We start from the raw sequence: 26,977 nt of genomic DNA on the forward strand, positions 1-26,977 counted from the left end.
GAAATTAGGTATGAATGCGTCATTCCCCGAAGCTGGAACCGATCTCGGTCATGCCAGAGCCCGCTCGCAGTGCACGTCACAGCTTCGCTGCTCTCTGGACCGGCACGCTTCTGCTGCTCGGATCCGCCGCGCTGCCGTGCGCGGCGTCCGCTGAGGATGTGAAGCTCACGCCGGCCCAGGCGCAGAACCTCGGCATCCGCGTCACCCACCCCATCTCGAGCCGGACCGACAGGACCTTGCCCTATCCGGCCCAGATCGTGATCCCGACTCCGCAATTGTGGGTCGTGAGCGCTCCGGTCTCCGGCATGGTCACCAATCTGGCGGTGGCGCGTGGCGACCGCGTCACTGCCGGACAGCCGCTGCTGACGCTGGAGAGCCCGAGCTACGTGTCGCTGCAGCGTGACTATCTGCATGCCCTCGCGCAGGAGGTTCTCGCGGTCCAGCAGCTGAAGCGCAACGCCGACCTGTTCGAAGGCAAGGCGATCCCGCAGCGCGTCCTGGAGTCCAGCCAGACGGAGGCGCGCCAGGCCAGCATCGTGGTCGCAGAGCGGCGGCAGATGCTGCATCTCAGCGGCCTTTCCGACGAGGCCATCACGCGCCTGACCAATGAGGCCGCGATCAGCGCGACGCTGACGGTCAACGCGCCGCAAGCCGCATCGGTGGTCGACATCGTGGTGTCGCCAGGCCAGCGCATGGAGCAGGCCGCCCCGCTGGTGAAGCTCGCACGGCTGTCGCCCCTCTGGGCCGAGATCGCCATTCCTGCCACCAACATCGGTGCCATCAAGGCCGGCGCACGTGTCGACATCGACGGCTACGCGACACCAGGTCGCGTCATCCTGGTATCCGAAACGACCGACGCGGCCACCCAGACGATCCTCGTGCGCGCCGAGATCCCCAACAATGGCGAGCTGCATTCCGGGCAGACCGCGGCAGCACGCATCGGCTTCATCTCCGCCGGCGAGAGCGCCTGGGAGATTCCCTATAGCGGTCTGGTCCGCCGCGGCGATCAGGCCTCGATCTTCGTCGCGATCGCCGGCGGGTTCCGCCAGGTTCCGGTCACGCTGCTAGCCGAAGATCAGGACCACGTCGTCGTGTCCGGCCCGGTCACGGAGCAGGACGAGGTGGCGGTCGGCGGCATCTCGGCGTTGCGCGGCATTCTCTCGCGGCTCGGGCAATGAGGCTGCAGCGACTCGTCGCCTTCGCGTTGTCGCAGCGGCTGTTCGTCGTTCTCAGTGTGATGCTGTTGATCGGTGCTGCGGCCGTCTTCCTGCCGAGCCTGCCGATCGACGCCTTCCCGGATGTCTCGCCGGTGCAGGTCAAGGTCATCATGAAGGCGCCGGGCCTCACGCCCGAGGAGGTCGAGCAGCGCATCACCGTGCCGATCGAGCTCGAGCTGCTCGGGCTGCCGAACAAGAAGATCCTGCGCTCCACCACCAAATACGCCCTGGCCGACATCACCGTCGATTTCGAGGACGGCACCGACATCTACTGGGCGCGTAACCAGGTATCGGAGCGGCTGTCGAACATCTCGCGCGACTTGCCCGAAGGCGTGAGCGGCGGCCTGGCGCCGATCACCAGCCCGCTCGGCGAGATGTTCATGTTCACGATCGACAGCCCCGAGCTGTCGCTTGCCGAGCGTCGCAGCCTGCTGGATTGGGTGATCCGGCCGGCGCTGCGCACCGTGCCGGGTGTCGCCGACGTCAATGCCCTGGGCGGCCACGTCCGCGCGTTCGAGATCGTTCCGCGCAACGATGCGCTGGCGGCCCGCGGCATCTCCTTTGATCTGTTCCGCAAGGCGATCGAGGCCAACAGCCGCAACGACGGCGCCGGCCGCGTGAACCAGGGCGAGGACAGCGCCCTGGTGCGGATCGAAGGCAGCATCCGCGGGATCGACGACATCAGGGCGATCGTCGTCGACACCCGCGACGGCATCCCGATCCGCGTCAGCGACGTCGCACGGGTGAGGATCGGGGCCCTGACCCGCTACGGCGCCGTCACCGCCGACGGCAAGGGCGAGACCGTCGAAGGACTGGTGCTCGGGCTGCGCGGCGCCAATGCCGGCCAGCTGGTGCGCGACGTCCGGACACGGCTCGACGAGCTGAAACCATCGTTGCCCGCCAGCGTCACGATCAACGTGTTTTACGACCGCAGCCGGCTGGTCAACCGCGCCGTCGGCACGGTGGTGCGGGCGCTCGGCGAGGCGACGGTGCTGGTCGTGGTGCTGCTGTTGCTCTTCCTCGGCAATTGGCGCGCCTCGCTGGTGATCGCGCTCAGCCTGCCGCTGGCGATCATGATCGCGCTGCTGGTGATGCGCGCGGTCGGCATGTCCGCCAACCTGATGAGCCTGGGCGGACTCGCGATCGCGATCGGAATGCTGATCGATGCGCTGGTGGTCGTAGTCGAGAACATCGTCGGCAATCTCGGCAAGCACGATCCCGACAGGACGACGCCACTGATCCACATCATCTATCGCTCGGTGTGCGAGGTGCTGCAGCCGGTGGCCTCCGGGGTCCTGATCATCATCATCGTATTCGTGCCGCTGCTGACGCTGCAGGGGCTCGAAGGCAAGCTCTTCATCCCCGTCGCACTGGCTATCATCTTCGCGCTGGCGGCGTCGCTGCTGCTGGCGCTCACCGTGATACCCGTCGCGACGTCGTTCGTGCTCAAATCGGCCTCCCACGAAGATCCGCTGCTGATCCGGGCCGCGCAGCGCGTCTACGCACCCGCGCTCGACTGGGCGCTGGGCAACGAGCGCAAGGTCATCCTCGCCGCCATGCTCAGCCTCGTCGCCGCCGGCTACGGCTACACCCAGCTCGGCAAGACCTTCATGCCGACGATGGACGAGGGCGACATCATCGTGAGCGTGGAAACGCTGCCGTCGGTCAATCTCGATGAATCCGTTGCCATCAATGCGCGGCTGCAGGCGGCCTTGATGAAGGTGCCCGACATCGCCGGCATCATCGCGCGCACCGGCTCGGACGAGCTCGGTCTCGACCCCATGGGTCCCAACCAGACCGACACGTTCCTGGTGCTCAAGCCGACGGACCAGCGGCAAACCCCCAGCCGCGAAGCCCTGCTGCAGCAACTTCGCGACGTGCTGACCGCCTTTCCCGGCATCTCGCTGAGCTTCACCCAGCCCATCGACATGCGCGTCCAGGAGATGATCAGCGGCGTCCGGGGCGACGTCGCCGTCAAGATCTTCGGGCCCGATATCGCACGGCTCAACGACATCGCGGCCAAGCTTTCAGCGCTCCTGTCGAGCGTCGACGGCGCCGAGGACGTTTACACGACCTTGAACGAGGGCGCGCAGTACTACACGGTCACGGTCAACCGGCTCGAAGCAGGCCGCCTTGGTCTCACGGTCGATTCCATCGCCACGTCGCTTCGGACCCAGATCGAGGGACGTACGATCGGCACCGCGCTGGAGACGGGACGACGGACACCGATCCTGGTCCGCGGCAGCGAGACGACGCGTGAGGCCCCGACCCTGCTCGCGATGCTGCCGCTGACGCTGGCGGCCGGACAGCACGTGGCCCTGTCGCAGGTCGCGCGCATCCAGCGCGTCGACGGTCCGGTGAAGATCGACCGCGAGGACGGCAATCGCATGAGCGTGGTACGCAGCAACGTCCGCGGCCGCGACATGGTGGGCTTCGTTCAGGCCGCCCAGCAGAAGGTCGCAGCCGAGCTGCAGCTCCCCGCCGGGTACCGGATGACCTGGGGCGGACAGTTCGAGAACCAGCAGCGCGCCGCCGCGCGGCTTTCGATCGTGGTGCCGGTGGCGATCGGCCTGATCTTCGTGCTGCTGTTCACGACGTTCGGCTCCGTTCGCCAGGCGCTGCTGGTGCTGGTCAACATTCCCTTCGCCTTGATCGGCGGGGTGTTCGCGCTGGTGTCGACGGGAGAATATCTCTCTGTCCCCGCTTCTGTCGGCTTCATCGCCCTGCTCGGGATTGCCGTCTTGAACGGTGTCGTGCTGGTATCGCATTTCAATCAGCTCCGAAGTCACGGACTATCCGAGCAGCGCATCGTCGTCGAGGGCGCGCGGCGCAGGCTGCGTCCGGTGCTGATGACGGCCAGCATCACTGCACTGGGACTGATTCCCCTGCTGTTTGCGTCCGGTCCAGGTTCTGAGGTTCAGCGCCCCCTCGCGATCGTCGTGATCGGCGGCCTGCTGTCATCGACACTGCTGACACTGATCCTGCTGCCGATCCTGTACCGCCGCTACGGCGCGGCAACGAAGGAAGCGACATGACGGGCCAAGCGGCGTGCCTGACGCTGATCGCGCCGTGTGAGCTGCGCGAGGAGCTGTTCGACTACATCACCGAGCAGACGGACCTCGTCACGGGATTCACCGCCTCGGACGCAGCCGGACATGGCGCGCGCGTGCGGCTGCGCAGCGCCGCAGAGCGGGTCAAGGGTCATGCTGATGAGATCGTGGTGCGGATCGTGCTTCAGGAAGCGGATTGCGAGCGGCTGCTGGAGCGGCTCAGGAGCGCTTTCGGAGGAACCAAGCTCGTCTATTGGGTCATGCCCGTGACGGCTTTCGGGATCATCGACTGAGCCCGCCGAGCTCTCAAATCGGCCTGCAGGGTCGATTCAAGGCCTGCGAGACCAGCCTTGAACCAACCTGTTGCGATGGGGAATGCCGCCGGGCGGCGAGCATCAATGCTCGCTCTCGAGGCCGCCGACGTGCTTCTGCGTATAGAGTTCCAGACCGATGCGGCCGATCAGATCGAGCTGGGTCTCGAGGAAATCGATGTGGTGCTCCTCGTCCTTCATCAGCTGCTCGAACAGGTCGCGCGACACGTAGTCCTTGACGCCGTGGCAATAGGTTGCGGCTTCCTGGTAGAGCGTCCGCGCGCCGATCTCGGCGGCGAGATCGCATTCGATGATCTCCTTGACGTTCTGGCCGATGCGCAAGGGATCGAGCACCTGCATGTTCGGGAAACCGTCGAGGAACAGGATGCGATCGGTGAACTTGTCGGCGTGCTCCATCTCCTCGATGGATTCCTTGCGCCAGACCTTGGCCATCTCCAGAAGGCCCCAGTTGTTCAGCAGGCGATAGTGCAGCCAATACTGGTTGATGGCAGTCAGTTCGCTGCGCAATCCCTTGTTGAGATATTCGATGACCTTGGGGTCGCCCTGCATGGATAAGCTCCGAAAAAGTTAGAGGCCGCAGGCGCTCAATAACAGGTTCGAAGTGCGGAGACGACCCCGTTCATGTGCATTTTTGGGGCGAAACAGGCGATATCGAAGGCAGAAGCGCGCTTCAGCAGGCAGCCAGCGCAAAGCGGCTTTGAAGGTCGTCCTCTGTCACCTGGACGGAAGAATGACCGTGAGCATGGGCATGCTGGCAGCCGGCCTGGCAATTGCGCGCACAGGGCCCCAAAGCCTCGTCGATGATGGTCTTGATGGTGCGCGCACAGCGACCGCATTCCGCGCTGCAGCCGAGGCAGCCATAGACCTGCTTCGGGCTGCGCGGCAATTCGTCGGCGGAGGTCACCGCCTTGCGGATGTCGTGATCGCTGATGACGTTGCAGGAACAAACAATCATGAGAAACCGGCCAATCGTCTTCGGTCAGCTATCGATAGTCATCCGCACCTACCCGCGCAAAGGGAAAACGGCGCTTTTGAAGCTATTCCAATCTGATAGTAGACTTAGACCGGATCTAAGAATGCGACCTTGTCGCAGATCAAACTCGCTGCGCCGAGACACCTCAATCGCCTCCGCCGCCGTCGCCTCCGCCCCCGTCGCTACCGCCGTCGGAGCCGCCGCCATCGATCGGATTTCCCATGGCGTCGGTTGCGGTATTGTTGAACCAGCCGGAAGCGGCGCCTGATTCCCAGGGCCACGAACCACCCGAGTCCGCCCCTGTCGTATCGGCGGCCCTCCGCCGACCCTTCCAATCCACCACGACCAGCAGCACGTAGCAGGCGCCCGCGGCCAGGCAGATCGCGACCGCGATGATCAAAGCACTGGGCATGCCTGCTCCAGGTCAATGCATTTTGTGCAATGCAGCATTGAACGTATCCTCGACATGGGTCGTCCAATGGGACGCGCCCGTTCATTGATCATTCAAGCGGGATATGTGAACCTGCCGTATCGCCTGATGCGCGATCCGCCGACCTGGAGTGAGAGAGGTTAAGGTCATGAAGAAGACTCTTGCGGCCCTGGCCGCCGTCGCGACGCTGTCGACCGCAGCGCTGGCCCCCGCTCCTGCCGAAGCGCGCAACGGTCGTGTCGCCGCCGGCGTCGCTGCCGGTCTGCTCGGTGGCGCCCTCATTGGTGGTGCCATCGCCGCCGGCAGCAATCCCTATTATTACGGGCCGGGCTACTCCTATTCGCCCGGTTACTCCTACGGACCCGGCTACTCCTATTATGGTGGCCCGGCCTACGTCTCCGATCCGGGTTACGCCTGCTACTGGCAGCGTCAGCGGTTCTGGGACGGTTATGGCTGGCGGATTCGCCGCGTGCGGGTGTGCGAGTGATCGTTCACCTTCATTAATTCTCTGACCCTGCACCGGAATTTCGAATACGGCGGCCGCCTCTGGCCACAAAAAACCGTTTTTCGGTCGCATGAGGCCAGACAGAGTTTACGAAGGGTTGACGGATTGTCGTGTTTTCTCGCGACACTGACGGCCTTTGATCGTGCGTAGAATTCACCACCCGGCGCCTGCTTCGGCGCTTCCTCCAGGAGATCTCGGAACATGAAGAAGATCCTGACCGCGGTTCTCGCGGTTGCGACAATCGCAGGTTCGCTGAGCGTCACCGCACCGGCTGCGAAGGCTGGCGACGTTGGCGCCGGCGTGGCTGCCGGCCTGATCGGCGGCGCCCTGATCGGCGGCGCGATTGCCTCCAGCCGTCCGGCCTATGGCGGACCGGTCTATGTCGAAGCGCCCCCGCCGGGCCCGCCGCCGTGCGTGTGGCGCCGTGAGCGCTATTGGGACGGCTATGGCTGGGTGTCCCGCCCGGTACGCGTCTGCTACTGATCTGACGCCACGTCAGAATGCATCAAGCCCGGCCTCAAGGCCGGGCTTTTTGTTTGCCGCCGCCATTTCCCGGAGTCGTCGTTGCCGTCTCGACCGACGCGCGTCAACGCGCGGCGTTGATCGCCTGCAGCACAGCCTCGCTGGGCCAGCAGTCCACCTTCAGGCCCGCCCTCTTCTGGAATGCGCCGAGCGCGGCACGGGTCTGCATGCCGGCCTTGCCGTCGAGCTTGTCGGCGTAGAGGCCAAGTCGTGTCAGGCCCTTCTGCATCGCCTCGACGTCTTTGCTCCGAAGCTGCTTTGATGCCGCCCACGGTGTCGCGAACGCGGCCGGGCTCGTCATGCGGTCCGCCAGGTGGCCGACGAACAGCACGTAGAGATCGGAGAAATTGTATTCCTTGATGACGAAGTAGTTCGCCGTGGTCAGGAACGCCGGACCATAGATGCCCTCAGGCTGCAGCAGCGAGGCGGGCTGCTGCTGCTCGGCGGCGCTGAGCCGCTGGCCTCGCACCGGCACAAAGCCGGCGCGGAGCCATTCGCCGATCGGCTTCTTCACCTCTGGAACGCCGATCGCGCAGTCCACAGTCGCCGGCGGCTTGACCTCGTAGGCCCAGCGCACGCCACGCTGCCAACCCTTGTTGGCAAGCTGCTGCGCGGCCGAGCCCAGCGCGTCCGGCACCGAGTGCCAGAGATCGACCTTGCCGTCGCCATCGAGATCGACGCCGTGCTTGTAGTATTCCGACGGGAGGAACTGCGTCAGGCCGACCGCGCCGCCCCATGATGCCCTGAGATCGCGGCGCGAGACCACGCCGTCGCTGAGCATCTTCAGCGCCATGACGAACTCGGTGCGATACTGCTCCTTGCGCCGGCCGACATAGGCCTGGGTGGCCAGCACGCGCAGTGCATCATAGGGCAGCGCGTAGCGACCGAAATCGGTCTCACGGCCCCAGATCGCGAGCACGACCGGGCCGGGAACGCCAAAGCGGCGCTCGATCTCGGCGAGCGCCGGACGATATTGCTGGATCAGCTTCTGGCCATGCGCGGCGAGCCGCGCGATCGAAGCTTCCTTGATGTAGTCGGCGGGCACTTGCACGAACTCGGCCTGCGCGGGTGCGCCTGTTGCCGGGCGGCCTGGCAGCAGCAGGTCGGGGAGCTTGTAGTCGGGCTCGAGCTCGCGCGTCTCGGCATCGAACGTCGCACGCGAGACGCCCTGCTCCTTGGCCTCGGGCCAGAGCGAGGCGACGAATTGGGTGAAGGCGGCGTCGGCGGCGTACGCGATCGATAGGAACGATGAAAATGCGAGGAGAAGCAAAGCCAAGAGCGTGCGCAACAACACTGCGGCGTCCGCCTAAGCTTCTGTCAATTCAAGGCGCTTCTCCACACGCTCCAAACGTCCCGCAACACGATCAACGCGCTCCGAAAGCTCAGCGATCCGAACGTGAACCTGGCCAAGCTCAACGTGAACGTGAGCAACTTCGCGTTCAAGTCCACCGACGCGCAGCTTCACCTCGCGGACATCCTCGCGAAGCAAGTCAAGCGTCCCGCGGATCAGACGCAGATGTTCAAGGACGATGTTTTCCACCTCGGTCATGGCATGAGCCTACCACGCCGCGAACAGAATGTGAACAGCCGACTCGCGCTCCCCTCCTCAATGTCCCGCGGCCTGCTTCGCCTCCTCGATCGCGGCATTCGACAATTTGTCGACCATGGCGATGCCGATCGCCGAGAGGATGAAGACCGTGTGGATGATGGTCTGCCACATCACGCCGGTCTCGGTGTAGGTCGACTTGCCCGACGACAGCGCGCCGGCCTCGATGAAGGTGCGCAGCAGGTGGATCGACGAGATGCCGATGATCGCCATCGCCAGCTTGATCTTCAGCACGCTGGCATTGACGTGGCTGAGCCATTCCGGCTCGTCGGGATGGCCCTGCAGATTGAGCCGCGACACGAAGGTCTCGTAACCGCCGACGATCACCATCACGAGCAGGTTCGAGATCATGACGACGTCGATCAGGCCAAGCACGGCGAGCATGATCTGCTGCTCGGAGAAGTCGAAGGCATGCGCGAACAGGTGCCAGAGCTCCTTGAGGAACAGCACCACATAGACACCCTGCGCGATGATCAATCCGACGTAGAGCGGCAACTGCAGCCAGCGCGAGCCGAAAATCAGCATCGGAATGGGGCGCAGCGCTCCGCCCTTGGAGGACAGGGTGGCGTCGGGAGGGGACATGTCGGGATTTCTCGTGACCAGATTCGATTGCGGAACCTACCATCTACGCAATCATGTCGCACAGGGAAGCGACAACTGGCCGCAGGCGGGGCGCGGCGCATTGTCCCGCAAGCGAGACCGCGCCGCGCCGAGTGATGCCGCCCGTCAGCGCGTCAGCTTCTTGTACTTGACCCGGTGCGGGATCACGCTGTCCTGGCCGAGCCGGCGCATCTTGTCCTTCTCGTAGTCCTGGAAGTTGCCCTCGAACCATTCGACATGGCTGTCGCCTTCGAAGGCCAGCATGTGGGTCGCGATACGATCGAGGAACCAGCGATCATGGCTGATGATGACGGCGCAGCCGGCGAAATCCTCCAGCGCCTCTTCGAGCGCGCGCAGCGTGTCGACGTCGAGATCGTTGGTCGGCTCGTCGAGCAGCAGCACGTTGGCGCCCGACTTCAGCATCTTGGCGAGATGCACGCGGTTGCGCTCACCGCCCGAGAGCGCGCCGACCTTCTTCTGCTGATCCGCGCCCTTGAAGTTGAACGCCGAGCAGTAACCGCGCGAGTTCACCTCCTTCTTGCCGAGCAGGATCAGCTCGTTGCCGCCGGAGATCTCCTCCCACACCGTCTTGTTGCCGTCGAGCGCGTCGCGCGACTGGTCCACATAGCCGAGATGCACGGTCTCGCCGACGGTGATGGTTCCGGCGTCCGGCTTCTCCTGCCCGGTGATCATGCGGAACAGCGTGGTCTTGCCGGCGCCGTTTGGGCCGATCACGCCGACGATGCCGCCCGGCGGCAGCTTGAAGGTGAGATTGTCGATCAGGAGGCGGTCGCCGAAGCTCTTGGACAGCCCCTCGAAGTCGACGACGTTCTGGCCGAGCCGCTCGGCCACGGGAATGATGATCTGCGCGGTCTGGGTCTGCTTCTCGCTGGCCTTCTTCAGCAGCTCCTCATAGCGCTGGTAGCGCGCCTTGGACTTGGCTTGGCGGGCCTTCGGCGAGGCCGCGATCCACTCCTGCTCGCGCGCCAGAGTGCGCTGATGCGCGGCGTCCTCGCGGCCCTCCTGCTCCAGCCGCTTCTGCTTCTGCTGCAGCCAGGACGAGTAATTGCCCTCGTAGGGAATGCCACGGCCGCGATCGAGCTCCAGGATCCAGCTGGTGACGTTGTCGAGGAAGTAGCGGTCGTGGGTGACGATCAGGATCGCGCCGGGATAATTGCGCAGATGACCTTCGAGCCAGGACACCGATTCGGCGTCGAGATGGTTGGTCGGCTCGTCCAGCAGCAGCAGTTCGGGCTGGTCGAGCAGCAGCTTGCACAACGCGACGCGACGGCGCTCGCCGCCGGACAGCTTGGTGACGTCGGCATCGTCGGGCGGGCAGCGCAGCGCATCCATCGCCTGGTCGACCTTGCTGTCGAGATCCCACAGGCCCTGCGCCTCGATCTCGTCCTGCAGCTTGGTCATCTCGTCGGCGGTCTCCTCGGAGTAGTTCATCGCCAGCTCGTTGTAGCGATCGAGGATCGCCTTCTGCTTGGCGACGCCGAGCATGACGTTCTCGCGCACGGTGAGCTTCGGATCGAGCTGCGGCTCCTGCTCGAGATAGCCGACGCGGGCGCCCTCTGCGACCCAGGCCTCGCCGGTATAGTCCTTGTCGATCCCCGCCATGATCTTGAGCAGGGTCGATTTGCCCGAGCCGTTGACGCCGAGCACGCCGATCTTGGCATCCGGGTAGAACGACAGATGGATGTTATCGAGCACCTTGCGGGTCGGATAGGTCTTGGACAGACCCTGCATGAAATAGACGAACTGGCGCGCCATCGCGTGTCCCTCGAACCTGCCTGAATTTTCGGAAAATGGTTGCCGCTGATGTAACCGCGCGGTCCCCAAAGGGCAACCGGCGAGCCGGTCCCGGCCGGAACAAATGCCGGGAGAAGCCCGACGCATGGTGGTCGGCGTGGGCCTGCCGCCTCACGGACGAATACGGATCCGACACGATGTGTGCGGCCGGTCACGACAATTGCAACCGTCTTTTAATTAATTCAGCGGGACACTCGGTCTCGGCACGCAAGAACCGCGCGCCCAAGCGGCGACAAGCCCAGCCGACAACAGCGAGAGCCCGTCATGGCAACCCTTTCGTCAGTCTCCCTGTCCGCTGCAGCGGCAGAACGCCCGAACCGATCCGGCCTCGTCGAGGACATCCGAGGCTTCTGGCGCGAATTCGTTGCGCGTGCCTTCCATCCCTACCGGCCGGAACTGCATTACATGCGCGGCCCGGGACCGGCCTGGCGGGCCAAATACGGCAACGACGCCGCGTTCCGTCTGAAGGCCGACCTCGACTGACCGCTCGCCTGCACCCGCCCCTGGCGCCTTGCGCTGGTGACTGAGACCGCGCCTTGCGCCGCCGGCACTTTGCGCGCAAGCATGGCTCCATTCCCGACGGCGTTCCTCGAATGACGCCCTCTCCCGACGAATGGACCTTTGCCGATGACGCGGCTGCGCTGTGCAATCCTCGATGACTATTACGATACGGCGCTGTCACTGGCCGATTGGCCGCGTCTGGCCGACAAGGTGGACGTCACCGCCTTCACCCATCCGTTCGCCGGCGAGGATGCGGCCGCCGCCGCACTGGCCGATGTCGACATCGTCTGCGCGATGCGTGAGCGGACACCGTTGCCGCGCACCCTGATCGAGCGTCTGCCGAAGCTGAAGCTCCTGATCACCTCGGGCATGCGCAACGCTGCGATCGATACCGAGGCCGCGAAGGCCCGGGGCATCGTGGTCTGCGGCACGCAATATGGTCGGGATCCGACCGCACCTCTCACCATGGGCCTGATCCTGGAACTGACCCGCAGGATCGGCCAGGAGAACGCCCGGATGCACGCCGGCCAGCCCTGGCAGGCGCTGGGCGGCATCGAGATCGAGGGCAGGACGCTGGGCGTGATCGGGCTCGGCAAGCTCGGCAGCAAGGTTGCGGGGCTCGCCAAGGCGTTCGGCATGGACGTGATCGCCTGGAGCCCCAACCTGACGCCGGAGCGCTGCAAGGAGGCCGGCGTCGGCTACGCGACCAAGGAGGAGCTGTTTGCGACCGCGGACATCATCACCATCCATGTCGTGCTCAGCGACCGTTCGCGCGGGCTGGTCGGCGCCGCCGACATCGCGCGGATGAAGCCTTCGGCCTATCTCGTCAACACCTCGCGGGCCCCCATCGTGGATGAGGTGGCGCTGCTGCAGGCCCTGCGCGGGAAGCGCATCGCCGGCGCCGGCCTCGACGTGTTCACGGTCGAGCCGCTGCCGGTCGTCCACCCGCTGCGCGGGCTCGACAACGTCGTGCTGACGCCGCATCTCGGCTACGTCACCGAGGAGAGCTTTCGCGCCCATTACAGCCAGATGGTCGATTGCATCGCAGCCTGGCTCGGCGGCGCGGAACCTCCGCGACGGCTGGCCTGACCCGCGCAACAGCCCAAAGCAAAACACCCTCCGCGAGGAGGGTGTTTCAATTGATCGAAGCCCGATTCAGCGGATCGTGACCGGCGGCGGCAACGGCTGCACCGTCGTCGGCTGGCTACCCGTCGCCTGGGCCTGAACCGGAATCTGGACCTGCTGCTGCGCCGGCACGGCTGGGCCCGCCGCCGCCATGTTCTTGCTCGAGCCGGGAGGTGCTCCGCCCGGCATGACCACGACGCGGGTGCCGACCTTGACGCGTTCGAACAGGTCGGCGACGTCGTCGTTCAGCATGCCGATGCAGCCCGACGAGACGAACTTACCGATCGTCGACGGCTGGTTGGTACCGTGGATACGGTAGACGGTCGAGCCGAGATACATCGCGCGGGCACCGAGCGGGTTGCCCGGCCCACCGGCCATGAAGCGTGGCAGATAGGGCTGGCGCTCGATCATCTCGCTCGGCGGATACCAGTCCGGCCACTCGGTCTTCTTGGTGATCTTCTGCACGCCGGTCCAGGTGAAGCCTTCGCGGCCGACGCGGACGCCATAGCGCATCGCCCGGCCGTTCCCGAGCACGAGATAGAGATAGGTGTTGGGCGTATCGACGACGATGGTTCCGGGCGGCTCCTTGGTGACGAAGTCGACCTCCTGGCGGCGCAGGTTGGCCGGCAGCGGAGCCGGCGCGGCATCGGGCTGCTCTTCCGGCGGCAGCGCTGCGACGGTCATCGGGCGGTCGCCGGCCGGCGCCTGCGCGGTGCCCGGCACGCTGGTAGCGCCACTCACCACGCCCGGCGGACGCGGCGCACCGGCGTCGCCACCGGGCGCACCATTGCCATAGGTGCCGTAAGCCTGCTGACCGGAGGCCGGCCGATCAGCGTAAATCACCGGCGGCGCACTTGCCGGGCGGCCATAACGCGGATCGTCCGGTGACATCACGGGGCCGGTCGGCGCCGCGCCATAGACCGGGGCGCCAGCGGGACGGCCGTAGCGGGGATCATCGGGCGACATCACCGGCCCAGGAGGCGGAAGAGCCGCCGAGTTGCCCGGCGCATCCTCGTCGTCGAGCGCGTCGAAATCAGGGGCCTGTCCGCGCACATCGGCCGGATAGGGCGTGGGCTGCGGTGAATACGCGCCCGGCGCGGTCTGATAGACCTGCTGTGCCTCGGCAAACGAGGTTGCCGTCACGCCCGCTGCCGCGACCGCGCAAACCGTCAGGATGTGTCTGATCATCATTGCCCTTGCAATATCCCCAAGCCGCCGATTGGGACCTTTGCTGTGCCAAATGGCCGAAGATAGCGGCGCATTCAAGACAATTCCGGCCGGAGCGGTCCGACTTCGGCAATTTGTGATCATGTCCCCGTCGTTGCACGGAAGTCTCACGCCGCCGAAAAAGTGCAGCAGAGCCGCCGCGAGCCGCATCTCCGCCGCGATTTGACGAGCGAGCGGGAACGCTTTCGGTATTCTGACCTCAGCCTGATTCGCGATGCACGGCAGAAGCCGGCCCCGTCGTGAACCCTGCCATTCCCTGTGATCACCGCGTTCCCTACTGGCTCGAAGGTCTCGGCAGCCCCGCTGCCGTGACGAGAGTTCCCGTCAATGCTTCCCGGCTTTCGTTTCCTCGTCGCCGCGATCCTCTGTTCGATCTCTCTCACCATCTTCGGCATGGGCGCTGCAGCCCTGTTGCGCGCCGCCCATGAGCAGTTCGCCAGCAACTCGTCCTGGCGCTCGACTCAGGCCTCCGGCTTCACGGCCTTCCTGCCGCCGGCCGAGCCGACGCCGGTTCTGGCCGTGCTGCGGGTCGAGCCGAGCCCGGCGCAACCCGTCGCGCCGCCGTTGAGCGCAACCGATGCGCCTTCGGCGACAGCGGCCGAGCCGTCGAGCCCGCCGGCGGCTGCAGCTCCGGTCACGGAGAAGATCGAGGCGACGGTCGCGGCCGAACCGCCCGCATTGCCGACGCCATCGCTCCCTGCGGAGACGGTCGACACCGCCTCGGTCTCCGCTGCGATCAAGAGTGTGACAGTTGAACCGAACGAGCGGACCGACAGCGGTAAGCCGGAGCGCACCGCTTCGGAGCTGACTGCTTCGGTCGTCGTTGCCATCGACAAGGCCTCCGACAGGCCCAGGATGGACACCACTCCCCAACCTGCCGCCGCATCAGCAGCGACCGTCTCGAGCGACGCCGCGATCGTTCCCATCGCAGCCGCCGCCCAGGTCCTCGCCAGCGCGGATCCGGCGATGACGACCCCGGCTCCGATCCCGTCCGCGCCGGCGGCCGCCGTGCTCGATCCGATCGCGGCCAAGCTTGCTGCGCTCGCCGAACAGCCGGCCCATCAGGAGCGGCCCGCCGCCGGCGAGCACCGTGCCTCGGTGAAGATCGCGAGCGTGCAGTTGCGCCGGAGCATTCTGAAGAAGCGTCTGGCCCGCGAGAAGCAGGTCGCCGCGCGCCGGGCCAAGCAGCGCCGCATCGCGCAGCGGGTCCGCTCGGCGCGACAGGCCGCTGCCGCTCAACAGCAGCAGCAGGCTTTCCCCGATCCGTTCGGACAGCAGCCGTTCGGTCAGCCCCAGGCCGTTGGCCCGCAGGCGGCCGGGCCGCGGACTCGCTAACCGCTCAAGCGGGGCCCGTCGCCACCGGCGGGCCGTTTTCGACCCCCCATTCCGACCAGGAGCCGTCGTACAGCGCGGTGTCGCGGATGCCGAGGCGATAGAGCGCCAGCGTCAGCACGGCTGCCGACACGCCGGAGCCGCAGGAGGTCACGATCGGCTTTGCCAGATCGACCCCGACTGCGCCGAACGCCTTGCGCAGCTCCTCGAGCGGCTTCATCACGCCGGTCGCGGCGTCGAACAGCTCCGCGTAAGGCAGGTTGCGGCTGCCGGGGATGTGGCCGGACCGCAGGCCGGGCCGGGGCTCCGCCACCTCGCCGGCGAAGCGCGGCGCCTGCCGCGCGTCGATCACCTGCTCGGCATTGCCGGCGAGATTCGCGACCATCTGCTCGATCCTGCGCACGCGCGCGGCGTCGAAGCTCGCGCCATAGCTGCCGAGCGCCGGCGTCACTTGGCCGCCGTCGACCGGCCGCCCCTCGGCGGTCCACTTCTTCAGGCCGCCATCGAGCACGCGAATGTCTTTGTGGCCGAACGACAGGAACATCCACCAGGCGCGGGGCGCGGCGACCCAGCCGCCTGAATCATAGACCACCACCGTATCGCCATTGCTGATGCCGAGCCGGGCGGCATCGCGGCCGAACTGCTCGGCGCTCGGATACATGTGCGGCAGCGGGTTGGAATGATCCGAGACCTCATCGACGTCGAAGAACACGGCGCCGGGAATGTGCGCCTTCAGGTAATCATCCTTCGGCAGCGGCAGCACGCCGGGCATCTTGAACGTCGCGTCGACCACCTTGATCTTGGGGTCGCCGAGATGCGCCGCGAGCCAGTCCGTCGAGACGAGAGGGTCGTTTGGGGTGGTCATGGCCTGGCTCCAAGGATCGCTTCATTGCCTCATCGCCGGCTTTGGTCCGGCGGTCCATCTTCTTCAAGCGATGGACACGCGGGTCAAGCCTGCGTGTGACGATCAGGTTCAATCCTTCTTCTTCGGCGCCCACGCTTCGACCGGTCCGCCGGCCTCGCGCCAGGCGGCGAAGCCGCCGCCGATATGGGCGACCGGTGTCAGGCCCATGTCCTGCGCGGTCTTGGCGGCGAGCGCCGAGCGCAGGCCGCCGGCGCAGTGGAAGATGAACCTCTTGTCCGCCTGAAAGATCGGCTTGGCGTAGGGGCTCTGCGGATCGATCCAGAACTCCAGCATGCCGCGGGTGCAGGAGAATGCACCGGGAATCCTGCCCTCGCGCTCGATCTCGCGCGGGTCGCGGATGTCGACGATCACGACATCCTCGCGCTTTGCCGCCTCGATCGCGTCAGCCGCCGAGAGCGTCTCGATCTCGGCATTGGCTTCGTCGAGCAGCGCCTTGATGCCGCGGGTGATGGTCTGGGGCATTCTCTCGTTTCCTTCTGGCGCGTCCTCTTGGCATCTGGCACGCCGTCACATTCGCCGTCATTCCGGGTTCGGTCGCTGTCGCGACCGCCCCGGAATGAAGGACCGTTCTAGCGCACCAGCTCCTTCATCGCCGACTCCAGCCCCTCGATCGTGATCGGATACATGCGCTCGGAGAAGAGGCGGCGGATGATGGTGGTGGATTCGGAATAGTCCCAGTGCTTCTGCGCCACCGGGTTGAGCCACACCGTATGCGGATAGGTGCGGATCACGCGGTCCAGCCAGACCGAGCCCGGCTCCTCGTTGACATGCTCGACCGAGCCGCCGGGCACCATGATCTCGTAAGGCGACATCGACGCGTCGCCGACGAACACGACCTTGTAGTCGTGCGGATATTTGTGAAGCACGTCCCAGGTCGGCGTGCGATCGGTGAAGCGCCGCTTGTTCTGCTTCCACACGCCTTCGTAGAGGCAGTTGTGGAAGTAGAAATATTCCATGTGCTTGAATTCGCTCTTGGCGGCCGAGAACAATTCCTCGACCTGGGCGACGTGCGAGTCCATCGAGCCGCCGATGTCGAAGAACACCAGCACCTTCACCGCATTGCGCCGCTCGGGCCGCATGTGCACGTCGAGATAGCCGTGATTGGCGGTCTCGCGGATCGTGGTGTCCAGATCGAGCTCGTCCGGCGCGCCGGTGCGGGCGAACTTGCGCAGGCGGCGCAGCGCCACCTTGATGTTGCGGATGCCGAGCTCGACATTGCCGTCGAGATCCTTGAACTCGCGACGGTCCCACACCTTCACGGCGCGATTGTTGCGGTTCTTCTCCTGTCCGATACGGACGCCTTCGGGATTGTAGCCATAGGCGCCGAACGGCGAGGTGCCGGCGGTGCCGATCCACTTGCTGCCGCCCTGGTGCCGGCCCTTCTGCTCTTCCAGCCGCTTCTTCAAGGTCTCCATGAGCTTGTCCCAGCCCATGGCCTCGATCTCTTTCTTCTCTTCCTCGGTCAGATACTTCTCGGCGAGCTTCCGCAGCCATTCCTCGGGGATCTCGGCCTTCTCCATCGCATCCAGGAGATTTTCCAATCCCTTGAACACGGTGCCGAACACGCGATCGAACTTGTCGAGATTGCGCTCGTCCTTCACCAGCGCCGTGCGCGACAGATAGTAGAAGTTCTCGACCGAATGCTCGGCGAGATCGGCATCGATCGCCTCCATCAGCGTGAGATATTCACGCAAGGAGACCGGGACCTGCGCGTCGCGCAGTGCTGTGAAGAATTGCAGGAACATGCCCATTAGATTGCCCGCCCCTCTCCGCCCGTCAAGGCCTGTCGGAACCGGGCGTACTGGACCGGCCGCCTTTTTGCTCTACAATCCATGGAACAGAGTTCTGAATGGGGGCTTCCTATGAGTCTTATCGTCGCCATCATCATTGGCGCCATTGCTGGCTGGCTGGCCGGCCTGATCGTTCGCGGCGCCGGTTTTGGCCTGATCGGCAACATTGTTGTCGGCATCATCGGCGCGCTGGTCGCAAGCTATGTCCTGCCGGCGCTGCACATCGCGCTGGCCAGTGGCACGCTGGGCGCGATCCTGGACGCCACGATCGGTGCCGTCATCGTGCTCGTGATCCTGGCCGTGATCCGGCGCGCTTGATTATTTCCCCTTCCAATGGCAGCCATCATCTCAAAGCCGCAGCGGCGGTCGCCGCTGCGTAGCCACTCAACACAAGTTCGATCGACAAGCGAGGCGCGATGAAATTTACCGGCACCCAGGACTACGTCGCCACCGATGATCTGAAGGTGGCCGTCAACGCGGCGATCGTGCTCGAACGCCCGCTCCTGGTGAAGGGCGAGCCCGGGACCGGCAAGACCGTGCTGGCCGAGGAGGTCGCGAAAGCCGTCAACGCGCCGCTGCTGACCTGGCACATCAAGTCGACCACCAAGGCGCAGCAGGGCCTCTACGAATACGACGCCGTCTCCCGCCTGCGCGACAGCCAGCTCGGCGACTCCAGGGTCTCCGACATCAAGAACTACATCAAGCGCGGCAAGCTGTGGGAGGCCTTCACGGCCGAGCAGCGTCCGGTGCTGCTGATCGACGAGATCGACAAGGCCGACATCGAGTTTCCGAACGACCTGCTGCTCGAGCTCGACCGGATGGAATTCCACGTCTACGAGACCAACGAGACCATCAAGGCGAAGCTGCGCCCGATCGTCATCATCACCTCGAACAACGAGAAGGAGCTGCCGGACGCGTTCCTGCGCCGCTGCTTCTTCCACTACATCAAGTTCCCCGATGCCGACACGATGGGCCGCATCGTCGACGTGCACTTCCCGAACATCAAGAAGCGGCTGGTCGAGGAAGCCCTGCGGATCTTCTTCGAGGTGCGCGACGTGCCCGGCCTGAAGAAGAAGCCCTCGACCTCGGAGCTGCTCGACTGGCTCAAGCTGCTGCTCAACGAGGACATCGGCCCCGAGCAGCTGCGCGAGCGCGATCCGCGCAAGCTGATCCCGCCGCTGCACGGCGCGCTGCTCAAGAACGAGCAGGACGTGCATCTGTTCGAGCGCCTCGCCTTCCTCAGCCGCAGAGAGGTGTGAGACGTCGCGGCTTGGCGGGACGAGCCACATGCCGGGGCCGCCCTCAACGCCCGACGACCATGCGCCCGAGCACGCCGACGATGCCATCGACGGCAATCGGCTTCTCGCAACGCAGGATGTGCGAGAAGCGCTCCGGGATGATGGATTCGTCATAGCCCGTCGTGAACACGAAGGGCACGCCGCGTGCGACCAGCAGATCCGCCACCGGAAACGCCATCTCGCCGCGCAGATTGACGTCGAGGACGGCGCCTTCGATCCGTCCCTCGCGCCTGATCAAGGCGAGCGCATCGGGAACGGTTCCGACCGGACCGAGCACCGTGCCGCCGGCGTCGCCGAGAGCGCAACGCAGCTCGTCGGCCAGCATGTATTCGTCCTCGACGACGAGGATATGGCGGTCGCGCAGCGAGCGTTCAGGCATGCTCATCGAGCTCCAGCGTGGTGAGTGAGACGGGAATCGAAATCGTGCAGCAGACGCCATCAGGCGCGAGATTGTACGACGTCTTGGCGCTGAGCTGATACGGCAGGGCCTGCTCGATCAGCTCCCTCCCCTGCCCCGTACCGGCGGGTTCCGCGCCGGGCGGCGGCATGTCGACGCCGCTCTCCCGCCAATCGATATGCAGCCAGGGCTTGTCTTCCGCCCCATGACGCTCGAGCGACCAGGTTACCGTGAGACGACCGGACGGTTGCCCCAGCGCACCGTATTTGAGCGCGTTGGTGGCGAGCTCATGCAGCGCCATGGCGAGCGTCTGCACCGTCGACGACCGCAGCCGTACACCCGATGGGCCGGCGAGCTCCACGCGCTCGGAGACGCCGGCAACCGCGGACAGCTCGCTGCGGATCAGGTCGTCGAAGGTGACCCGGTCATGCTCGTTCAGGCGCGACAAGAGCCCCTGCACGCGCGACAGCGTATCCAGCCGATCCCGGTAGCGGGCGCGGAAATCGGCCAGATCGGTGCTGGCGCGCGCCGTCTTGTCGGCCATCGAGCGGACCACGCCCAACAGGTTGCGCGTGCGATGCTGCAGCTCGGCCACCAGCACCTTCTGCCGCTCCTCCCACTCCCGCCGCTCGGTGACATCGAGCATCGCGCCGGTCATGCGGATCGGCTGTTCGGCGGCGTCGTAGAAGAAGCGCCCGCGACCATACAAATAGCGGATTGAACCGTCCGGATGCACAACGCGAAATTCGCGGACATATTCCTCGCCGGCCTCCATCGCCCGGCGCAGCGCTGCCTCGGTCCCGGCACGATCCTCCGGATGAATACGCGCCGTCCAGGCCTCGTAGCTCGGGTTCACCTCTCCGACACCATAGCCTTCCAGGCGGAAGTGCTCGTCCGACCAGTAGACCTCGCCGGTTGCGACGTTCCAGTCCCACAGGCCGAGCCGCCCGACCTCGACCGCACTCCGCAGCCTCTCCTCGCTCTTGCGCAACTCGTGCTCGGCCAGCTTCTGCTCGGTGACGTCGCGCGCCGCTCCGAACCACTCGACGATCTCGCCGTTGCCGTCGAGCATGGGAACGGCACGCGAATGCGCCCAGCCGAGCGTACCGTCGACCCTGATGACACGGTGCTCCAGCTCGAACACGCTCTTCGTCGCAATGGCCCTGCCGACGGCGTCCAGCACCTGCGGCTGGTCTTCGGAAGGGATGTACTTCGCAAGCCAGCGCCGGCTCGGGGTCATCGTATCGGCAATGAAATCCTTGCCTCGGAGAAAGCGCATCTCGCTCCAGTCCGGGCTCATGCAATAGACGACATCGAAGCTCGCGGTCACGAAGGCGCGGAAACGCTCCTCGCTGGCGCGCAGTCGCGCCATCGCATCGGCGCCCTGCAGGACGTCGGCCTGGGGCGCGAGCATCTGCGTGTCCGCGCGCACGGCGTCCGAATGCTCGTTCACTTGCTGCCCCTTTTTTCGGCATCGTATCGTGAAACCCGAGCATGCGCCAAGCGCCGGGCGTTTCCTGTCGACCGCGGCTTCGACCGCCCCGCCGCAGCCTCGAAGTTCCCTGCCGAAATCATCCACAGCCGATGGTGAATCTGGGACAAGCCCGCACGAAGGCTCGACGCATCGGTCCGGGCTTGTTAAGCGCCAGCCTCTGCGGGAAGCGCGTTTGAGTCGGGGCACATGACCGTTGCAATCGAGATGGGGCAGACGGCGGCGGGATCGCCTGCGGCGCTCGACCTCGAAGAACTCCTGGCGACGCGGCTGCTCGTGCAGGGCAATTCCGGCTCCGGCAAGTCGCATCTGTTGCGGCGGCTGCTGGAGCAGAGCGCGCCCTGGGTGCAGCAGACCATCATCGACCCCGAGGGCGACTTCGTTACGCTCGCGGAGCGATTCGGCCATCTCGTCATCGAGGCCGAGGACCACACCGAGCGGGCCCTGCAGGTCGCCGGCGAGCGGGCGCGAATCCATCGCGTCTCGACCGTGCTCAATCTCGAAGGTCTCGACGCCGAGAACCAGATGCGGCGGGCGGCGGCGTTTCTCAACGGCCTGTTCGAGATCTCGCGCGACCATTGGTATCCGATGCTGGTCGTGGTCGACGAAGCCCAGCTGTTCGCCCCGGCCGTCGCCGGCGAAGTCTCGGACGAGGCCCGCAAGGCCTCGCTCGGCGCCATGACCAATCTGATGTGCCGCGGCCGCAAGCGCGGTCTGGCGGGGGTGATCGCGACACAAAGGTTGGCGAAGCTGGCCAAGAACGTCGCGGCCGAGGCTTCGAACTTCCTGATGGGCCGCACCTTCCTCGACATCGACATGGCCCGCGCCGCCGACCTGCTCGGCATGGAGCGCCGCCAGGCGGAGGCCTTCCGCGACCTCGAGCGCGGCCAGTTCATGGCGCTGGGACCCGCGCTGTCGCGCCGGCCCCTTGGCCTGCGCATCGGTCCGACCGACACCAAGCCGCGCAATGCGACGCCGCGGCTGATGCCGCTGCCGGAGGCCTCGCTCGAGGACGCCCGCTCGGTCATCCTTGCCGCGCCGCCGCCCGAGACCAACCCGCGGCCGCAGCGCAAGCCGCAGCCCGAGCTGCTCGACCAGCTCATGGCGGCCAAGTCCGCCGCGCTGGAGTTTCGTCCCGAGCCGCCGCCGCCTGAGGTCAGCGAAGAGGAGCTCGCCGAGCGCCGCGCCCGCGTCGAGCGCGTGCTGCGCGCCGTGCTGGCCGAGCCCGACGCCGGTTTCCGCGCCGTCGGCGTGCTCTATCAGGAATTCGTCGTCCGCTGCCGCATCGAGGGGCTGGGCACGGCGGTGCCCGACCTCAACGAATTCCGCCGCATGCTCACCCGCGCCCGCGCCGGGCTCGGCAACGACGCGACCTCCGACGATGCCGGCTGGCAGGACGTCACCTTGCGCGCCTCGCTGCTCCCTGAGGACATGCAGGGCGTGTTCATGATGCTCGCCCGCGCCGCCAAGGACGGCCGTCCCTGCCCGAGCGATGCCGCGATCGCGCGCGCCTACGGCTCGCATTCGCTGCGCCGGGCGCAGCGGCTGCTGACCTATATCGAGGACCAGGGCCTGATCGTCTGCCAGCTCGACGGCGCCGGCCGCCGCATCGTCACCCTGGTCGAACTCGCCTGGGCCACCGCGCCCGGTGATCCCAACGCCGACGACGCCGATCAATCGCTCGTCACCTCTTCGTCCTGACGACGCGCCCGGATCGCTCCGGGCGCGTCGCGTTCATATTGTCCGCGATCAGCTCGCGGCGATCTTGCCCATCGCCGGATCGCTGATGCTGGGCCGGCCGTTCTCGACGTGGCCCGCGAGCTGCCAATTGAAATTGGCGTCGCTGTCCGCCGTCACCGTCAGGTCGTACCAGCCATGGGTCTGGCGCAGCCGCACCTTGGTCTCCAGGCGCTGGCCGCGCTGCAGGCGATGCCGGTCGCTGCGTCCGGTGTAGTTGTCGGTCAGCGTCACCACGCAGCTCGCGCCCTTGTTGGTGAGCGCCACCGCGAGGCTACGGGCGTCGTCGCCTTCATCCCAGTCGCACATGTGAACGGTGTCGACGTCGACCAGCGCCGACGTCGAGACGACGCCGCCCTTGAAGCGGCGGTAGAAGCCGTTCGGGCCGTACACCGACAGGTCATACTGGCCGGCGCCGGCGGCAAGGTCCCAGACGCCGTTCAGCGACTTGCCCGCCTCGACCGTGTAGCTCCACGGTCCGGTCGCGGTGTTGCCGGAGCGGACGTGGAAGCAGACGCCCGCCTGCCCAGGATTGACGAAGCGGATCCCGAACTTTTTGCGCGCCGCATCCGCATCGCCGTCGACGCGGAGGTCATACGGCAGCGCGCGTGCCGGGCGAATCCCGGGCTCCTGCTGCGGCAACACCTGCTTGGCCGGCGGCACCGGATGATAGTCGTCGAAGCGCGCGCCCGAAGTGATGTCGGCCACCGGCGGCTTGTAGCCGGCCGTGCTCGGCAGCGGCGCCATGCCTTCGTTCGGCGAGGTGAAGTTGAACGCCGAGGTGAGATCGCCGCACACCGCGCGCCGCCACGCCGGAATGTTGGTCTCGAACAGATCCGGCGCCTTGTGATGGAAGCGGCGCTCGATGAAGCGGATCACCGAGGTGTGGTCGAACACTTCGGAGCACACGAAGCCGCCGCGCGACCACGGCGACACCACCAGCATCGGCACGCGCACGCCGAGACCGTAGGGACCGGCCAAGTGGCTGCCGTCGCCGGCGAACAGGTCCGTGCTGACGTCGACGGTCGACTGGCCCCAGGCCTGCGACATCGCCGGATACGGACCGACGACATGGTCGAAGAAGCCGCCGCCTTCGTCGTAGTTGATGATCAGCGCGGTCTTGCTCCACAGCTCCGGATTCGACGTCAGGATGTCGAGCACCTTGGAAATGTACCAGGCGCCTGGTCCGGGCAGCCAGTTCGGATGCTCGCTGAACGCCTCGGGGGCTGCGATCCACGACACCTGCGGCAGCGTGCCGTTGCGCACGTCGTTGCGCAGGCCGTCGAACAGGTTGTCGAAGGTGCCGCCCTTGGCGATGTTGCTGCCGCGCAGCGCCTTCTCGTACAGCGGGCTGCCCGGCTGCGAGTTCTGGTATTGATGGAAGTAGAGCAGCGAGTTGTCGCCGTAATTGCCGATCCACGGATTCTCGGTCCAGCCCCAGTAGCCGGCCGCGGTGAGGCCGACGCCGATATCCTGATAGACCTTCCAGGAGATGCCGGCCTTCTCCAGCCGCTCCGGGAACGTGGTCCAGTCGTAGCCGGCCTCGGCATTGGTGATGACCGGGCCGCCATTCTTACCGTCGTTGCCGTCCCAGCCGGTCCACAGATAATAGCGGTTGGGATCAGTCGGCCCCATGACCGAGCAGAAGTACTGGTCGCACACCGTGAACGCATCGGCGAGCGCGTAGTGCCAGGGCAGGTCCTGCCGGTTCATGCAGGTCATCGTCGTGGTGCCCTTGTTGGCGATCCACTTGTCGTAATTGCCGTTGTTCCAGGCCTTCTGGCCGTCGTTCCAGCCGTGCGCCACGTCCTCGACATAGACCTGACCGGCGTTGTCGACGCGGAACGGCATCACCGATCCGGTGCCGTTCGGCTGCTGCCAGACCGGATTGCCGTTCGGCAGCTTCACGGCGCGCGGGTCGTTGAAGCCGCGCACGCCGCGCATCGCGCCGAAGTAATGATCGAAAGCGCGGTTCTCCTGCATCAGCACCACGATGTGCTCGACGTCCTTGATGCTGCCATGCCGATGGAAGGCGGGAATGGCATGCGCGCGCTCGATGCTCTGACTGAGAGCTGCGGTTGCAGCCGAGGCTCCGAGCAGGCGCAAGAACTCGCGCCGGTTGTGCGCGATCGTGTTCGACATCTCGTTCACTCCACAGGTGATGACGGTGTCGAGCGGCTTAGGTGGCGGCGTTAACAGCCGCGTGACCGGGGGGTTAAGGATGTGTGGCACGGGTTTGACAGCAGCCCCGGGAACGGCATTCCGCCGAGGCGCCATTGCCCTTGCGCCGGAGGTGAAAAGCTGAATGATCCTTTCGGTTTGAGACGACGCGAGGCCGGGCTGGCCTCGGGGGCGACGCGGTGCATTGTTGAGGATGGTTTGCAAATGCCGACATTGACGGTGCAAGCGGCCGGCCTGCCGGAGGCGCCGGGATGGTTCTGGCTGTATGTCGTGTCCAACGCGATCATCGCGTGCGCCTTCTTCACGATCTCCACCGTCATCGCTCTGTACCTGTGGCGGCGCTGGAAGGAGGTCATGTTCCGCGGCGCCCTGGCCGCGCTCGGGGTGTTCGTGGCGCTGTTCGGCCTGACGCGTCTGCTCGCGATCCTCGATCTCTGGATGTCGGACGCGAGAGTCGAGAGCCTCGTCTATGCGCTTCTCGCCGTGATCTCGGTCGTGGTCATCGTGGCCATGGTGAGGATGCTGCGCCAGATCCTGGTGCTGCCGACGCGCATCGTGCTGCAGAAGGCCTACGAACGATTGGAGGAAGAGATCCGGCAACGCCGCGCCGCCGAGGCGATGGTGCAGCGGTTCCAGGAGATCGAGGCGAACGAGGCCCAGGTCCGCCAGGCGCAGAAGATGGAGGCGATCGGCCAGCTCACCGGCGGCGTCGCGCACGACTTCAACAACATCCTGACGGTCATCACCGGCACGATCGAGATCCTCGCCGATGCGGTCAAGGACAAGCCGCAGCTCGCCGGCATCGCCAGCATGATCAGCGCCGCAGCCGAGCGCGGCGCCGACCTGACCCGGCACCTCCTCGCCTTCTCGCGCCGCCAGCCGCTGCAGCCGCGCGCCACCGACATCAACGCGCTCGTGGTCGACGCGGCGCGCCTGCTGCGGCCGACGCTGGGCGAGCAGATCGAGATCGAATCGATGCTCAGCCACGACAGCGCGCCGGCGCTGATCGATCCGAGCCAGCTCTCGACCGCGATCCTCAACCTCGCGCTCAATGCGCGCGACGCCATGCCCGACGGCGGCAAGCTCACGCTGGAGACCAAGAACGTCACGCTCGACGACGACTATGCGCAATTGAACCGCGAAGCCAAACCCGGCAGCTATGTCCTGATCGCGGTCAGCGACACCGGCGAGGGCATTGCGGCCCAGTTGATCGACAAGGTGTTCGAGCCGTTCTTCACCACCAAGGACGTCGGCAAGGGCTCGGGCCTCGGGCTGAGCATGGTCTATGGCTTCGTCAAGCAGTCCAACGGCCACGTCAAGATCTACAGCGAGCAAGGTCACGGCACCACGGTGAAGCTGTATCTGCCGCGTGCCACCAGCGCGCCGGAGGCGGTCGTCGCGGACACGACGCGGCCGGCGATGGCGCGCGCGGACGAAACCATCCTGATCGTCGAGGACGACGCGCTGGTGCGCGACTACGTCGTCGCCCAGGTGCGCCGGCTCGGCTATCGCACGCTCGCCGCGAGCAACGCCGCGGAAGGCCTCGCGCTGATCGACGCGAAGGAGCGCATCGACCTGTTGTTCACCGACGTCATCATTCCCGGCGGCATGAACGGCCGCCAGCTCGCCATCGAGGCCGAGCGGCGGCGTCCAGGCCTGAAGGTGCTGTACACGTCGGGCTACACCGAGAATGCGATCGTGCATCACGGCCGCCTCGATGCCGACGTGCTGCTGCTCGCGAAGCCATATGTCAGCGCCGATCTCGCGCGCATGATCAGGACGGCGCTGGAAGCGTAGGCTAGCCGCGACGGCGGCGTCGATCGATGTCTCGTTTGCCCGGCTCGGGCGTCGCATTCGGTGTCGTCCCGGCCTTGCGCCGGGACCCATAGCCACAGTCGGTCGTGGCTGGGAGAGCTGTATCC

General features: G+C 66.0%; 26 protein-coding genes. 12 read left to right on the forward strand and 14 right to left on the reverse strand.

Annotated elements, in window-relative coordinates; translation table 11 throughout:
* Positions 1 to 50 precede the first annotated feature (50 nt).
* Genes QX108_RS14000 through QX108_RS14010 form a run of 3 tightly spaced genes read left to right on the forward strand, consistent with a single transcriptional unit; the run spans position 51 to position 4,560 of the window.
* Positions 51 to 1,178 carry an efflux RND transporter periplasmic adaptor subunit gene (locus tag QX108_RS14000; RefSeq protein WP_315799429.1) on the forward strand — a complete coding sequence of 376 codons (1,128 nt, stop codon included), beginning with the start codon at positions 51 to 53 and terminating at the stop codon, positions 1,176 to 1,178.
* Positions 1,175 to 4,252 (forward strand): CusA/CzcA family heavy metal efflux RND transporter, encoded by a 3,078-nt coding sequence (locus tag QX108_RS14005; protein ID WP_315799430.1) that lies wholly within the window; start codon positions 1,175 to 1,177, stop codon positions 4,250 to 4,252. Before QX108_RS14000 ends, QX108_RS14005 begins: the two co-directional genes overlap by 4 nt.
* On the forward strand, positions 4,249 to 4,560 hold the full coding sequence (locus QX108_RS14010; protein ID WP_172111108.1) for a DUF3240 family protein: 312 nt from the start codon (positions 4,249 to 4,251) through the stop codon (positions 4,558 to 4,560). Before QX108_RS14005 ends, QX108_RS14010 begins: the two co-directional genes overlap by 4 nt.
* Before the next feature lie 102 nt (positions 4,561 to 4,662).
* Here QX108_RS14010 and bfr read toward each other — a convergent pair whose 3' ends face one another.
* The 3 genes from bfr to QX108_RS14025 all read right to left on the reverse strand — a co-directional run bounded on the left by bfr (position 4,663) and on the right by QX108_RS14025 (position 5,984).
* Positions 4,663 to 5,148 (reverse strand): bacterioferritin, encoded by a 486-nt coding sequence (gene bfr / locus QX108_RS14015; protein ID WP_006615586.1) that lies wholly within the window; start codon positions 5,146 to 5,148, stop codon positions 4,663 to 4,665.
* Positions 5,149 to 5,269: 121 nt separating this feature from the next.
* Positions 5,270 to 5,554: a bacterioferritin-associated ferredoxin gene (locus tag QX108_RS14020; RefSeq protein ID WP_315799431.1), complete on the reverse strand. Its 285-nt coding sequence runs from the start codon at positions 5,552 to 5,554 to the stop codon at positions 5,270 to 5,272.
* 163 nt (positions 5,555 to 5,717) lie between these two features.
* Complete coding sequence (locus QX108_RS14025; protein ID WP_315799432.1) at positions 5,718 to 5,984, reverse strand: hypothetical protein; 267 nt, start codon at positions 5,982 to 5,984, stop codon at positions 5,718 to 5,720.
* A 166-nt stretch (positions 5,985 to 6,150) separates the two neighbouring features.
* Between QX108_RS14025 and QX108_RS14030 the strand changes: the two genes are divergently transcribed.
* Positions 6,151 to 6,489 (forward strand): hypothetical protein, encoded by a 339-nt coding sequence (locus tag QX108_RS14030; protein ID WP_172111111.1) that lies wholly within the window; start codon positions 6,151 to 6,153, stop codon positions 6,487 to 6,489.
* Positions 6,490 to 6,708: 219 nt separating this feature from the next.
* Positions 6,709 to 6,990, forward strand: coding sequence for a hypothetical protein (locus QX108_RS14035; protein ID WP_008964967.1), 282 nt, complete (start codon positions 6,709 to 6,711; stop codon positions 6,988 to 6,990).
* Positions 6,991 to 7,093: 103 nt separating this feature from the next.
* Here the strand turns inward: QX108_RS14035 and QX108_RS14040 are convergent, their stop codons facing one another.
* The 4 genes from QX108_RS14040 to ettA all read right to left on the reverse strand — a co-directional run bounded on the left by QX108_RS14040 (position 7,094) and on the right by ettA (position 11,011).
* Complete coding sequence (locus tag QX108_RS14040; protein WP_315799433.1) at positions 7,094 to 8,305, reverse strand: lytic murein transglycosylase; 1,212 nt, start codon at positions 8,303 to 8,305, stop codon at positions 7,094 to 7,096.
* Positions 8,306 to 8,335: 30 nt separating this feature from the next.
* Entirely contained in the window at positions 8,336 to 8,578 is a 243-nt protein-coding gene (locus QX108_RS14045; protein WP_315725598.1) for a hypothetical protein, read from the reverse strand.
* Between the two features lie 57 nt (positions 8,579 to 8,635).
* Entirely contained in the window at positions 8,636 to 9,217 is a 582-nt protein-coding gene (locus QX108_RS14050) for a TIGR00645 family protein (protein WP_315799434.1), read from the reverse strand.
* 144 nt (positions 9,218 to 9,361) lie between these two features.
* Positions 9,362 to 11,011, reverse strand: coding sequence for an energy-dependent translational throttle protein EttA (ettA, locus tag QX108_RS14055; RefSeq protein WP_172131645.1), 1,650 nt, complete (start codon positions 11,009 to 11,011; stop codon positions 9,362 to 9,364).
* A 303-nt stretch (positions 11,012 to 11,314) separates the two neighbouring features.
* On the opposite strand from ettA, the gene QX108_RS14060 reads away from it, so the two are divergent.
* Positions 11,315 to 11,533 carry a hypothetical protein gene (locus QX108_RS14060; RefSeq protein ID WP_172131644.1) on the forward strand — a complete coding sequence of 73 codons (219 nt, stop codon included), beginning with the start codon at positions 11,315 to 11,317 and terminating at the stop codon, positions 11,531 to 11,533.
* A 144-nt stretch (positions 11,534 to 11,677) separates the two neighbouring features.
* A complete protein-coding gene (locus QX108_RS14065) occupies positions 11,678 to 12,640 on the forward strand; it encodes a D-2-hydroxyacid dehydrogenase family protein (protein WP_315725594.1) in 963 nt (320 codons plus the stop codon).
* A 66-nt stretch (positions 12,641 to 12,706) separates the two neighbouring features.
* Here QX108_RS14065 and QX108_RS14070 read toward each other — a convergent pair whose 3' ends face one another.
* On the reverse strand, positions 12,707 to 13,867 hold the full coding sequence (locus QX108_RS14070) for a L,D-transpeptidase (protein ID WP_315725592.1): 1,161 nt from the start codon (positions 13,865 to 13,867) through the stop codon (positions 12,707 to 12,709).
* A 363-nt stretch (positions 13,868 to 14,230) separates the two neighbouring features.
* Here QX108_RS14070 and QX108_RS14075 point away from each other — a divergent pair, with 363 nt between their 5' ends.
* Positions 14,231 to 15,238 (forward strand): hypothetical protein, encoded by a 1,008-nt coding sequence (locus QX108_RS14075; RefSeq protein ID WP_315799435.1) that lies wholly within the window; start codon positions 14,231 to 14,233, stop codon positions 15,236 to 15,238.
* 4 nt (positions 15,239 to 15,242) lie between these two features.
* Here the strand turns inward: QX108_RS14075 and sseA are convergent, their stop codons facing one another.
* From sseA to QX108_RS14090, 3 genes are all read right to left on the reverse strand, one after another.
* Positions 15,243 to 16,100, reverse strand: coding sequence for a 3-mercaptopyruvate sulfurtransferase (sseA, locus tag QX108_RS14080; protein ID WP_172111119.1), 858 nt, complete (start codon positions 16,098 to 16,100; stop codon positions 15,243 to 15,245).
* 108 nt (positions 16,101 to 16,208) lie between these two features.
* Entirely contained in the window at positions 16,209 to 16,622 is a 414-nt protein-coding gene (locus QX108_RS14085) for a rhodanese-like domain-containing protein (RefSeq protein WP_172111120.1), read from the reverse strand.
* A gap of 107 nt (positions 16,623 to 16,729) precedes the next feature.
* Entirely contained in the window at positions 16,730 to 17,905 is a 1,176-nt protein-coding gene (locus QX108_RS14090; RefSeq protein WP_172179547.1) for a vWA domain-containing protein, read from the reverse strand.
* A 117-nt stretch (positions 17,906 to 18,022) separates the two neighbouring features.
* Between QX108_RS14090 and QX108_RS14095 the strand changes: the two genes are divergently transcribed.
* Both QX108_RS14095 and QX108_RS14100 read left to right on the forward strand, forming a co-directional pair.
* Positions 18,023 to 18,268 (forward strand): GlsB/YeaQ/YmgE family stress response membrane protein, encoded by a 246-nt coding sequence (locus QX108_RS14095; protein ID WP_172111121.1) that lies wholly within the window; start codon positions 18,023 to 18,025, stop codon positions 18,266 to 18,268.
* Between the two features lie 98 nt (positions 18,269 to 18,366).
* Complete coding sequence (locus QX108_RS14100) at positions 18,367 to 19,209, forward strand: AAA family ATPase (protein WP_008964954.1); 843 nt, start codon at positions 18,367 to 18,369, stop codon at positions 19,207 to 19,209.
* Positions 19,210 to 19,252: 43 nt separating this feature from the next.
* Here QX108_RS14100 and QX108_RS14105 read toward each other — a convergent pair whose 3' ends face one another.
* Both QX108_RS14105 and QX108_RS14110 read right to left on the reverse strand, forming a co-directional pair.
* A complete protein-coding gene (locus tag QX108_RS14105) occupies positions 19,253 to 19,627 on the reverse strand; it encodes a response regulator (protein ID WP_315725583.1) in 375 nt (124 codons plus the stop codon).
* Positions 19,620 to 21,098 carry a sensor histidine kinase gene (locus tag QX108_RS14110; RefSeq protein WP_315799436.1) on the reverse strand — a complete coding sequence of 493 codons (1,479 nt, stop codon included), beginning with the start codon at positions 21,096 to 21,098 and terminating at the stop codon, positions 19,620 to 19,622. Before QX108_RS14110 ends, QX108_RS14105 begins: the two co-directional genes overlap by 8 nt.
* Positions 21,099 to 21,326: 228 nt before the next feature.
* Here QX108_RS14110 and QX108_RS14115 point away from each other — a divergent pair, with 228 nt between their 5' ends.
* Complete coding sequence (locus tag QX108_RS14115) at positions 21,327 to 22,838, forward strand: ATP-binding protein (RefSeq protein WP_315799437.1); 1,512 nt, start codon at positions 21,327 to 21,329, stop codon at positions 22,836 to 22,838.
* A 48-nt stretch (positions 22,839 to 22,886) separates the two neighbouring features.
* Here the strand turns inward: QX108_RS14115 and QX108_RS14120 are convergent, their stop codons facing one another.
* Positions 22,887 to 25,016, reverse strand: a complete 2,130-nt coding sequence (locus tag QX108_RS14120; RefSeq protein ID WP_315799438.1) for a phosphocholine-specific phospholipase C — start codon at positions 25,014 to 25,016, stop codon at positions 22,887 to 22,889.
* 243 nt (positions 25,017 to 25,259) lie between these two features.
* Here QX108_RS14120 and QX108_RS14125 point away from each other — a divergent pair, with 243 nt between their 5' ends.
* Positions 25,260 to 26,852 (forward strand): ATP-binding protein, encoded by a 1,593-nt coding sequence (locus tag QX108_RS14125; RefSeq protein ID WP_409998517.1) that lies wholly within the window; start codon positions 25,260 to 25,262, stop codon positions 26,850 to 26,852.
* Positions 26,853 to 26,977 lie beyond the last annotated feature (125 nt).

This window comes from Bradyrhizobium sp. SZCCHNR1002, assembly GCF_032381435.1.
In the GTDB taxonomy this organism is placed as follows: domain Bacteria; phylum Pseudomonadota; class Alphaproteobacteria; order Rhizobiales; family Xanthobacteraceae; genus Bradyrhizobium; species Bradyrhizobium aeschynomenes.